Source organism: Pseudoalteromonas sp. McH1-42 (genome assembly GCF_022347845.1).
Taxonomy (GTDB): Bacteria; Pseudomonadota; Gammaproteobacteria; order Enterobacterales; family Alteromonadaceae; genus Pseudoalteromonas; species Pseudoalteromonas rubra_D.
The window spans coordinates 1-12,034 of sequence record NZ_JAKRFU010000013.1 but is presented as its reverse complement, the minus strand read 5'-3'; the positions used below and the strand labels follow the sequence as shown (position 1 = coordinate 12,034).

Annotated in this window: 7 protein-coding genes and 1 pseudogene; all 8 read left to right on the top strand. The window is 39.3% G+C overall.

The genetic code is table 11. The features are described from left to right. Nucleotides 1-381 precede the first annotated feature (381 nt). On the top strand, nucleotides 382-1,836 hold the full coding sequence (locus MHN31_RS12855; RefSeq protein ID WP_125558993.1) for a lipid II flippase MurJ: 1,455 nt from the start codon (nucleotides 382-384) through the stop codon (nucleotides 1,834-1,836). A 1,193-nt stretch (nucleotides 1,837-3,029) separates the two neighbouring features. Then, complete coding sequence (asnB, locus tag MHN31_RS12850) at nucleotides 3,030-4,823, top strand: asparagine synthase (glutamine-hydrolyzing) (protein ID WP_125558995.1); 1,794 nt, start codon at nucleotides 3,030-3,032, stop codon at nucleotides 4,821-4,823. A 9-nt stretch (nucleotides 4,824-4,832) separates the two neighbouring features. Then, on the top strand, nucleotides 4,833-5,942 hold the full coding sequence (locus tag MHN31_RS12845; protein WP_125558997.1) for a glycosyltransferase family 4 protein: 1,110 nt from the start codon (nucleotides 4,833-4,835) through the stop codon (nucleotides 5,940-5,942). After that, nucleotides 5,935-6,747: an aldolase/citrate lyase family protein gene (locus tag MHN31_RS12840; protein ID WP_125558999.1), complete on the top strand. Its 813-nt coding sequence runs from the start codon at nucleotides 5,935-5,937 to the stop codon at nucleotides 6,745-6,747. The genes MHN31_RS12845 and MHN31_RS12840 overlap by 8 nt, the downstream gene beginning before the upstream one ends. 8 nt (nucleotides 6,748-6,755) lie before the next feature. Continuing rightward, the gene (locus MHN31_RS12835) at nucleotides 6,756-7,307 is read left to right on the top strand and encodes a sugar transferase (protein WP_125559001.1); all 552 of its coding nucleotides are present in this window, start codon (nucleotides 6,756-6,758) and stop codon (nucleotides 7,305-7,307) included. A 2-nt stretch (nucleotides 7,308-7,309) separates the two neighbouring features. Further along, nucleotides 7,310-9,067 carry an asparagine synthase (glutamine-hydrolyzing) gene (asnB, locus tag MHN31_RS12830; protein WP_125559003.1) on the top strand — a complete coding sequence of 586 codons (1,758 nt, stop codon included), beginning with the start codon at nucleotides 7,310-7,312 and terminating at the stop codon, nucleotides 9,065-9,067. Then, the gene (locus MHN31_RS12825) at nucleotides 9,067-10,260 is read left to right on the top strand and encodes a UDP-N-acetylglucosamine 2-epimerase (protein WP_138536062.1); all 1,194 of its coding nucleotides are present in this window, start codon (nucleotides 9,067-9,069) and stop codon (nucleotides 10,258-10,260) included. Before asnB (MHN31_RS12830) ends, MHN31_RS12825 begins: the two co-directional genes overlap by 1 nt. A gap of 991 nt (nucleotides 10,261-11,251) precedes the next feature. Then, nucleotides 11,252-12,034, top strand: a pseudogene (locus tag MHN31_RS12820) (polysaccharide biosynthesis protein); the annotation flags it as partial.

Genomic DNA, 12,034 nt, shown 5'->3' with positions numbered 1-12,034 from the left:
GTAAATAGTCTGGCGAAATACTGAGAGAGCTTTAATAAGATAGATTGCTTATTATATACGGAGCAAACAGCTGTCTGTGCATAACTGCGCAAAGAGCTATACATGAAATCAACGTATCTATTAAGAAATAAAGTGGCTACCGATTAACCCAGCTATACACCCACTATCGGTTAAGCCTGGCCTATAGATACTGTAAGTATGCATGATTTCTGCCGAATTTAAGAATCGTGAAGGAAGAGCAATGAGCAACCTATTCACCCCATGCCTACTTGGAAAAGTAGGGCTGGAAACTGACTTATTTGATGTCATCTCTGAAAATAATGAGGGTGCCTTCTGGCTAAGGCAACTCCGACAAAAACTTTTTGAAATTAAGTAGCTCTTGTGATTCGTTCAATTGGTATTGCCTTTATATTCACATTTTTGGGTAAAATTGTAGCTTTTCTGAGAATTCAACAGATGGCTAATGCATATCCAAATAGTTATTGGCTAGACGCATTTTTTCTTTCATTTTCTTTTACCACGTTTTTTGAAACTGTAGTAATTTCAGGTGCTGTATCCACAGTTTTCATACCAAAATATATTGCGAGAAAAACAGAGCTAAGGCAAACCGATTTCTTTAAAGAGATATACTTGTTCTTGATCTTTGTTTTTTCAATTATTTCTCTTGGAATCTATTTATTTTCAGGCCATATATCATCCTTACTGGTTAGTGGTGACAATCCTGTCTTGGTGAGAAATACTCAGGTTCTACTTGAATTATTTTGCCTACTTCCTGTTTTATCAATATTGTTCCAACTGCCTACCCAGGGTAATCAGATTAACGAAAGGTTTAGTGTATCAACATTGAACCCAATAATACTGAATTCGTTTCAACTAGTTGCTATCTATTTCCTCGTTGAACTGGCGATCTCTGACGAGCTTGCTGTTTATCTATTTGCAACGATTTATCTGTTAACTATGCTGCTGTGTTACGGCTGTCAAAGATATTATTTCAACAATCGTTATAGTTTGCTTAGAAAGTGGCACTGGAAACGCAATATTAGTGTGCTGCTTGCGTTGCTTCCGCTAATTGCGTTCTTAAGCATCGAAGAGATTAATATATTAGTTGACCAGTATTTTGCTAGTGGCTTTGCTGAAGGTGGTGTTTCTAACCTTATGTACGCTAACAGGCTGGTGAAAATATTTGGAGCAATCTTTGTAGCTGCAATCTTGACGGTTTTCTACCCCAGAGTGTCTAGGCTAGTGTCTGATAATGATCTGACTAAAGCGAACTTTATTACAAACAAGCTAATGTTGCTGATTGTGATGTTTAGCCTACCTATCTCGGTTTTGTTTTATTTTGAAGGGAATGGTGTTGCGGCTATTATTTACGGCTCTGATCTAGCACAAGATGTTGGTGGGATCTTAAGCGGTTATGCTTTTATGGTGGTCTTTTCATCAATCTATCTACTGCTGTTAAAGGTGATGTTCTCTTTAGGAAAATCCAACATTATCACTAGCTTTGGGGTATGCTTCTTGGTGCTCAATTATGCATTGAATTCAGTTTTTATTGAGTTTTTTGGGCTTCAAGGAGTTGCACTCTCCTCGACTGTGATTTCATTTATGCAATGCATACTATTAGTTATCGTTCTCAGTAGGCAAGGATTTAAGTTAGTGAGTATCGGAGATGCTAAAGTAATGTCACTCCATATCGTGATTTCGTTATGTTCTCTGTGGTTGATTAGCCTCATTGAAATTAACTTCATTGTTTCTTGCATTGTGTTTTTTATTGTTTATTACTTGTTGTCTTTTGCAACGAATAGACGCTTTTACTTAAGTTTAATTGAGTTGAAATAGTTATGTTCTTATTGGAAAATATACAGCTTCTTTCTGCTCTTGTTTTAATTGCAAGTTTCTTAGTCTACTTTACGACAGGTATAAATTTTATCTTTTCGATTGTAATGCTGCTGAATCCATATGTTGCGGCTTTACTTTGCTTCTCTAAAATATTTTTCAATTATTTTAATTTTAACAAGGTTAGTTTTAGTAGGAAAAACATAATATTTTTCCTGCTGATTATGTCTTTGCTTTTTATACCCTATTTCTTTTCAGTGTTTAATGCTAGGGCGATGACTCAGCTGGTTCAGTTTTTAATATTGTCGTTTATCTTTATTGTTTTTATTATGTCTGGTAAGCCAATAATAAGAAACCCTTCACTACTTTTAAATAACCTACGTTATTCGTGTATAATTTTGTGTCTGCTCAAGGTCGTAAGTATATTTTTAGGTGTCGACGACTTTTACATGTTTGGTAAAAATGAAGATGCTATGCTTATTGTGCTCGCTGGTCTGGGCAGTTCACTCTATTTCTATCTGAGAAATAAGTCTTATAGTATTATTTTTGATTTTATAATTTACATGTATGCGATTAGTTTGTATGAGTCGAGGAGTGCACTCTTCTTTATAATTATAACGCCTTTTATTGTTATATTTGGGTCGGTGTTTAAGGATAAAGAACGCATTTTGAATAAGATTTACTTAATTTCTTTTTTCTTGATTTTCTTTGTTATTAGTTTTTTTAGTATAGATTATGTTATATCTGCATTTGGCCTTGACCAAACAAACAACTATTCAAACTTGGAAAGGTTGGGTATGTATATATTTACATATGATTTTATTTTTTCAGGGAATTATTTGGGTCTTGGGATTGGTAACCTAGATCTGGCAATGGAATCCATGTATGTAAATAAGTATATATTGGATGTTTATCCACATCCTCACTCAAGCTTTCTAAGGTTTACACTTGAACTTGGTTTGCTCGGTGTCGCAGCTTATAGTTTCTTTTTAATTTATTTGTTAAAGATCTCTTTTAATATATTGGCTATAGATAAATGCATTGGCACTCTATTGCTGTTCTTCTCTTCGTCGATATTTTATTTTTCATTGTTCGATTCGATATTTTATTCGTTTTTTAGAGGGATAGTGTGCTTACTTGTCTTGTGTGCATTTGTTTCTCTGAAATATGAAAAGAATTAATACTTGTAGGTAGTTATGTGCGGGATATTTGGTTTATACAGTAAAAGTAGTTCTATCAGCCAGGCCACGGAAGAAAAAGTATCTGAACACTTTTTCCAGGCTTTACACCATCGCGGTCCAGACTCTAACGGCTTATTTATTTCTTCTGACCGAAAGTCACTACTGGGGCACTTGAGACTAAGTATTGTGGATGTCGAGTCGGGCATCCAACCAATGAAAAGTGATATTAGTGACACAATCGTTTTTAATGGAGAGATCTATAACCACAATGAACTAAGAGCAAGTCATGACTACAACTTTTCTAATCACAGCGATACCGAAGTGATTTTATCAGGATATAAAGTTAGTGGTGAAAAGTCCTTTAATGACTTAAATGGAATGTATGCGTTTGCTATACATTCTGAGCGTGATAATTCTTTGACTTTAGCGGTTGACCCATTGGGTATCAAGTCATTGTATCTTTATGAAGATGATGAATTGATTATTTTCAGCTCTGAGTTAACAGCGTTAGCGCAGTACATTCACGCTATGGATCCCGAGCTGTTGGAGGTTGACGATAGTGCAACATATGGCTTCCTACAACAAGGTATGTTTTTAGAGCAAACGACACCTTTTAAGAATATTAGGAAGCTTAAGGACGGCTCCTGGATAAGGTTATCAAGTGAGAAATCTCAGGGTAGCATTGTCTATAACTCCACTTTCTCTGAAAAAGATAGCCTTAAAGATGTTGTTGAGTCTTCAGTCGAAAGGCAGTTACATGCAGATGTTGATGTGTGTTTATTCTTAAGTGGAGGGATAGACTCATCCTTGGTTGCCAGTATAGTCAGCAAAACGAAGAAAATTAAAGCATTTTGCCTGGCGTTTGATGAAGGCGATATCGACGAAAGCTCTCAAGCTAAACTCGTTGCTGAGGATTTAGGTATTGATCTTGAAATCGTGAAGATTGATCCTGAGAACTTGGAGAGCTTATTTGAAGAAGCTTTACTGTCGTTGGATGAGCCAATCAGTGATTTCGCGACCATTCCTTTATTAGCACTGAGTAGGAAGGCAAGTGATTCTTATAAAGTATGCTTGTTAGGTGACGGAGGCGATGAACTTTTTTATGGTTACACACATCATAAGTATTGGAACCATAAGTTGCTGTCGGAAAAACTCCTACCAAAGTTAGTGTTTAAGTCAGGTTTATACAGTAATTTGGTTAGGTTTTTTGAAAGCAGTAAAAGTAATTTTTCTAAGAAAGTAGCAACTTTTCTTAAACTGGCTTATCCGGATGGGATTAGTTATGGTCCATTTACGCACTATGATAATTATCTAAAAGATAACTTATATACTCAACAAAGCCTGTCGAGTGTATCGCAGCTTCATGGTTTTGAATTAAGAAATTTCCTTTCCAGAAAGTTATTACAGAAAAGCGATCGGATTACGATGGCTGCAAGTATGGAAGGGCGTGTGCCACTATTAGACTTAGAATTGTACAACTTTTCTAGAATGTTTTATAATCCCGAAAACTGCATCGAAAAAGGTGCGGGCAAAACCCCTCTAAGGGAGTTGCTTTCTGATTACATATCTAATGAAGTGTATAAAAATAAAAAGCAGGGCTTTAGAGTACCATTGTCTAGTTGGTGTTCTAGTGATTTTGGCTCTAAGGTAAGAAAGCACTTACTCTCTTGTCAGTTTATCAGCAAGTTTATTAGTAAAGAAAGCTTATCGAATCTTTTTAAAGAGTTTGATAGTGGCAATGAGTCGCATTCAGTGAGAATATTTACCTTGTATTCTTACTCGGTATTTATGAATAATATAATCAAATAATGAGGATGTATGAACGTATTGCATATGAGATCCGAGTACTTAGATAATGGTCCAGGTACTCAACCTCTAAAAATCGCACTCCAATTCCGAGAAAGAGGTTATGAGTCTTATTTTGCCGGCGCTAAGGGGTATATGGATGATATAATAAAGGAAAATGGATTTGAATTTATTGAGGTGCCTAGTTTAGCTAGATTAGAACGCGGTATTGGATCCTTTTTTAAGTCTGTTAGCCACATAAAGAATATTATTAAGGATAATAATATAAATGTTGTTCATACACACAATGGAGCATGTAGTTTTATTGCATACTTTGCTTCATTATTAGCTGGTCGAAAAGTCACTATTGTGAGAAGTGTGAGAGGAATTGAGCTAAGACCTTCGCATCAATATAGAAACTGGATATATAAGATCTACCCAGCTAAGCTTCTCGCAGTTTGCGAATTTGCGAGAAAAGAACTGATTAGAGTCGGTGCAGATCCTAAGAAAATCAGTGTTACTTTCAATGGTGCCGATCTAAATATTTTTGATAAGAATTCACTGTCAAAAGAAAAGGTCAGAGCCGAATACAACATTAAACCTTCTGACTTTTTAATAGGCCATGTTGGTGCGTTTTCCGGTTGGAAGGGACAAGACGTGCTAGTCAGAGTACTAGCTAAGCTGCTTGAAAAAGACAGTAAATATAAGTTGATGTTAGTTGGGCATGGAGCAGATTTTGAGCGTGTGCAAGCACTTGCAGATGAGTTAAATGTTGCGGAACATGTGGTTTTTGTAGGACGAGTAATGAAGTCGGAAACATATCATATGGCTTTCGATCTTTACACACAACCTTCAGTTAAAGGCGAGCTTTTCCCAAATGCAATTGTTGAAGCAATGGCCTTAGGAAAAACCTGGATTGGTAGTGATATCAGTGGCCTGAAAGAGCTGACCAACGACGGAAAAGCGGGGAAAGTGTTCGAGCCTAATGATATAGATTCACTGGTGTCAGAAATCGAATATTTGTCAAATAACCCCTCTATGATGAGAGAAAGAGAAAGTAACGCGTATAACTTCGTGTTAGAGCAACTTACCTCAGAAAAAGTGTGTGACAGAATAGAAAAGGCTTATAGGGAAGATGGATAATAGTTTTAAATATTTGATGATAACAAACAATCCTGTTATCGCAGCTGGGTTAGATACTTGTGGTGTTGATCGGATTTTTGTCGATCTTGAGATCAACGGCAAAAATGCCAGGCAAGGCCATCTTGATACGGTTATCAGTCATCATTCTCTTGCAGATGTTTCTGCGGTCAAGGCAGCATTGAAGAACTCTGAACTTTTGGTGAGAATAAATCCTTACTTCAGTGGTTCTGCTGAAGAAATCGAGGAAGTGATTAACCGTGGCGCTGATATCATCATGCTGCCAATGTTTAAGTCAATGTCGGAAATTGAAAGTGTTGGTAAGTTGATTGCTGGGCGAGCGAAGTTTATCCCATTGGTTGAGACCATTGATGCCTCGAATATTTTGCAAGAACTTGATGACTGTGAATATGTAGATGAGGTCCATATTGGATTGAATGACCTGCATTTAGAGATGGGCTTAAAGTTCATGTTTCAGTTGCTTGAAAGTGGATATCTGGAGCAACGGCTTGCCGGGTTTAAGAAGCCATTTGGTATCGGTGGAATTGCAAGGGTAGGATCCGGGGAAGTTGACGGAGAACTGGTTATGGCTGAGCATGTTAGACTGGGGTCTCGCGGCGTAATTCTTTCCAGAGCATTTCATCAGCAGATTTCACTGGGAACTGATGGGGAACTATGCCTTGATAAATTTAGTGAAGAGTTTAAGGCACTGAATGCAGCCAGAGACAAGCTGTTGTCCAGTGATAAGACAAGTTTGAATCAGCTCCACGACACTTTTTGTCGTAACGTTCGAGCAATTGTGGGCTAGGTGGAAAAGTGAAAAGATTATTCGATTTAGTTTCTTCCTTAATTGGCCTTGTACTTTTATTCCCTGTATTCATTATTACGGCGGTTCTCATCAAAAAAGACGGTGGTTCTGCGTTCTATTTACAGGACAGGGTCGGATTAAATGGTAAGACGTTTAAGTTGTACAAATTTCGTTCTATGGTTGCGAACGCAGATAAGATAGGTGGTTACTCAACCCAAGTAGGGGATCCCCGCATTACTAAAATTGGCAAGTTTATTAGACGAACCAGTATTGATGAACTGCCTCAGTTACTAAATGTGCTTAAAGGAGATATGAGTGTTGTTGGGCCGAGACCAAATGTCCCACAACAGGTCAAGGAGTATACAGCCGAGGACTGGCAGCTAAGAAATTCAGTAAAACCTGGTATAACCGGGTTGGCACAGGTCATGTACAGATCAAGCGCAACGATGCAACAAAGGCTAGAGCTAGATCTAGATTACGCAAAGCGTTCTAATTTGATTTTGGATATCAAATTGGTTCTGTTAACAGTTAAACAAGTTATTGTAAAAGGCGGATATTGAGTATGTGCGGTATCTTTGGGCACTACAGCTTCTCAAATGTAGAATATTCAGAGCACCAAATTGAGTCTATGGGGCAAGCCATCTCACATCGAGGTCCAGATGGCCAGGGAATCTACTTTACCCCTAAATTATCATTGGGTAACCAAAGGCTTGCGATCCTAGATATTGAGCATGGTCAGCAGCCTTTTGTTTCTGACTGTGGCAATATCGTTGTTGTTCAAAATGGTGAAATCTTTAACCACGTAGAGTTGGCCGATGAATTAAGCGAGCAGGGCTTTGAGTGTAAAACTCACTGCGATACTGAAGTTATTTTACGACTTTATGAGCGTGATGGGATAGACGGCATTTCCAAGCTCAATGGTATGTTCGCCATTTCTATTTTTGATAAAAATAAAAATACAATGTATTTAATTAGAGATAGGGTGGGTGAAAAGCCGTTGCACTATTTCTATGATGGCAACAGTTTAGTATTCTCGTCTGAAATTAAATCGATACTGAAGGTTATTGATAAACCGCCTGTTTGCTCACAAGCAATTGAGGAATTCTTCTCGTTTAACTATATTCCGCAGCCCAGAACTATCTTCGAAAACATATTCCATGTTGAAACCGGTTCTTACCTAGAAATAAACGAGCAAGGCATTTCTTCGAAGAAGTGGTGGGATTTGAGTAAAGTAGAAACTCAAAACAAAACAGAGCAAGAGTGGATCTCTGAGTTTAACACCATTCTTGATGATGCTGTTCGGATCAGATTACGTGCAGACGTACCTTTCGGTGCGTTTTTGTCCGGCGGGGTTGACTCAAGTAGTGTTGTTGGCCTGATGGCAAAGCACCTTAGTGAGCCTGTAAAAACCTATAGTATTGGTTTTGATGATAAAAAGTACGATGAGTCTCCGTATGCAGAGGAGGCGGCAGTTCGTTTCTCTACAGAGCATCATTTGAAGAAAGTAGATCCTAATATGTTGGATCTGTGGGAAAAGGTACTTTATCACTGTGACCAACCTCATGGTGACGTATCATTTATGCCTACATATAAGGTGGCAGAAATGGCTGCCGCTGATGTGAAAATGGTGCTGACGGGTGATGGTGCCGATGAACTGTTTGCTGGCTATGATAAATACCTGCACTTCTTTAAAGACAATAGAGCACATAATTTCGATGCTGATTATCACAAACAGCTGACGTTATTTCCGAAAGACAAACTAGATCAGTTACTGACTGACGAGTATAGATCTAATTTGCGTTCAGAAGTTGTAAAAGAGAGGCTTGAGCCGCTGCTTTCTGACGTACAGCATATGGATGATATTAATAAGGCACTTTATATTGATACTCAGCTACTTCTTTCTGGTAATAACCTGGTGAAACCAGACAGAACGGGTATGGCTGTTTCAATTGAAAATCGCGCCCCGTTTTTGGACTATAGATTGATTGAGCTTGCTTTTAGCATGCCTGGTGAGCTCAAGCTCAGAAACTCCGAAACAAAGTACATCTACAAGAAAGCGGTCGAAGACCTGATAGGAACGGACCTGGCGTACAGGAAGAAACAAATGTTTACGGTGCCTATCGGTGATTGGTTTAAAACGACATTGAAAGACTTGTGTGTAGATTTGTTAATTAGTCCAAGAACGCAAGCTCGTGGTTTCTTTAACTATGACTTTGTCGCGCGTTTGTTTGAAGACCATGTGAATGACCGGGAAAACAACACACGAGAAATAAGGGCGTTGATGGCGTTTGAACTGTGGTGTAGAAGGTTCTTAGACTAATGAAAAAAAAGATATTATTGGTGTGTTATGGCGGAGGCCACGTCAAGATTATAAAGCATTTGTACCCTACATTAACAAATGATTTTGATGTTGCGATTTTAGCCTTCACCAGCGCACGAGAATATCTCAAGGAGGAAGGGATTCCTTTCCTCTCATATTCTGACTTTCCTGAGCTTATCGGTTCTGAAGCCGCTAGATTGGGGAAGGAACTGTCTGCAAACATGAATGCTTTAGATCTAGATGAAACGATTGCCTATATGGGCGTGAATTTTCAAGAGTTGCTCATGGAGCATGGCGACGCTAAAGGCAGAGAGAAATACCAACAAGAAGGTAGAGGGTGTTTTTTTCCGACAAGATTCATGGGAGGGGTGTTCGATGTGATCAAGCCGGACTTGGTTGTTGCAACAAACTCTCCACGGTCGGAAAGAGCCGCACTTTTTGTTGCAAAACAACGCGGTATTCCTTCGGTCTGTGTCGCTGACAACTTGTGGATTGGTGGCGGTGTCTTAGATGTTGCCAAACAACAAGTTGCATCTAAGATCTGCGTAATTAATGAAGCGATGAAAAAAGAGCTTGTCGATGCCAGTGCATTTTCGGAGCAAGACGTGGTCGTCACTGGCTCTCCAGTTTTTGACTCACTGAAGCTCAGAAAGGCGGAGTGGCAGAACAACAAACGCAATAGAAGTACAGTCAACATATTGTATGCTGATGTGCCGCTTCCGGCTTCACATCCAAAGTTTCCAGAGGTTACAGCTGATCCTGAGCTTGAACATGATGTCAGGAAAGTGCTCAATCAATTGGCTGGCAAAGAGTCAATCTCTATGACCTTCAGAGGCCATCCTAACTTTAATATTGATTATTCAGAATGTTCAAATGTTAAAGTGTCACCGCCGAGTGAAGATTTGCATGAATTGCTTATGCATACTGATATTGTCATCACAGCAGTGAGTACAGTTGGTCTGGAGGGGGTTCTACTGGGTGCTCAATTGATTACCCTAGAGAACACCGTTTATCGCGTCGTTGCATCTTACGAGAAGCTCGCAATGTCAGTTGGGGTGCAAACAGCGGATGAATTGCCTGCGGCACTTGATGAGGTATTAAAATCTGCAGAACAAGTTTCTTCGCTCGATATTTATGAAGGAAAAGCGACGGATAATATTAAGCGTATTTGCCACTCACTGTTAAGCAATTGAGTGTAGTTGGCTAGCTTATGAGTCCTAGACTAGTGCTGAGCTGTCAAATAGCTTTGCACTAGTGCTAGAGCGGGTTCCGCGCTCAGCATGTAATAACCGGATGCTTCGGTTGTTACATGCAATTGCTGTGTTGTATCTATGATAGATAACACCATGAAATAATGGGATTTTAAAAGGGTGAATGCGAAGGCGGGAATGTGGTATCATACATAATGATGAAGGCGTTCGTAGCATAGCATTTATTACCACTTAGGTAGAGGGCTATTGGCATAATCTTGCTATGTAGCTTAACTCGTAAGCGTTATCATCTGTAGATGATTGCGTCCAAACAGACTGGGATGTCGAAATAAATTGTGGCGAACAGGGAGCAAGTGCCATGCTAAATGATCATAAGCTGATAACCTGTCTTAAATCTGTCAAAAAACTGCTTCAGAATTGTTGTTGGTTCCAATGTGCTGTATTGCTAATGGCGAACACGATTCCTGGAAACATTACAGACTTAAAACCAAGTACTTGATTTAGGTATTTGGGGCAACTTGTACATCAACCAAATTGGTGTACTTATAGGTAAGTAGTTTTTCGTGATGGGATGGTTTTTGAACAGAAAATCGCAATAATTCGGCGCTTTTGATAAACCAAATTTTTGACCTGCTGGGTGCGACTATAAGGTCAACGTAAAATTGTCAGTTTGCGTAACTAGATAGGTAGTGCCAGAAGGTACTTAGCCAGAGTGGTTTTTGGCTTATTTATGATAATGTTGACTATAATAGCTGGCAGGAAAGTGTGTAGCAATTCGAAGATACTTTCCATAGCAAAGCCGGCAAAAGATGTAGTACAACGGTTATATGGGGTTGTGAAAGCAATTTTGTTAAAGTATTTGCACGACCATTATGAACAAATCTAAAATGACAGATGTTAGATAATTGTGTATACCTGTTGTTTGTATCTCAATCACTGTTGTGATTGAACTTCGTTAGCTCAAGGATTTACAGTGGATAGTTGGTTCCGTTCTCTTCTTAATGCATCTCGCTCAAAAAAGCGTGCGCTCACACTTCTATTAGACTCCGTTTTTATTTTCAGTGCATTTTGGCTGGCTCTTGTCGTCAGGCTTGATAGTTTTTCGCCTTTTTTTGCAATGGAAAACTGGTTGTTGCTGAGTTTGTTACTGCCCGTAAGTTTGTTCGCGTTTATTAATGTTGGCTTGTATCGTGCTGTGCTTCGTTATGTCGGCGCACATGCTGTCGGCGCGGTGATAGTTGGGACTGTGATAAGTACCGTGGCGCTGGTGATGGCATCATTCTTCACCCATGTGACCATTCCCCGCACCATGCCATTGATCTATGCCTGGTTATTAATTCTGTCTGTGGGCGGTTCACGCATTGCGGTGCGTGCGATGGTGAGCCGTTTGGCGACCGTCAATAAAACACCGGTTGTGGTTTATGGCGCAGGCTCGGCAGGGCGGCAGTTAGCTCCAGCAATTGCGGCGGGTGAAGAGTATTATGTCAGTGCATTTATAGATGATGACCCGTCTAAACATGGTGCTATCTTACAAGGGATCCCGGTGATTGCTTTTGAGGGGATTTTCAGTTTAATCGAACGTAACAGGGTCAAAAAAATCTTACTGGCTATGCCTAGCGAATCTCGTTCACGGCGCAAAGAGATCCTGGCGCAACTGGAAAACTTGCCTGTGGAGGTGATGACCATTCCGGGTATGGTCGACATTGTAGAAGGCCGGGCAACATTAGAAGAAATAAAAGATGTTGAAATAGAAGAT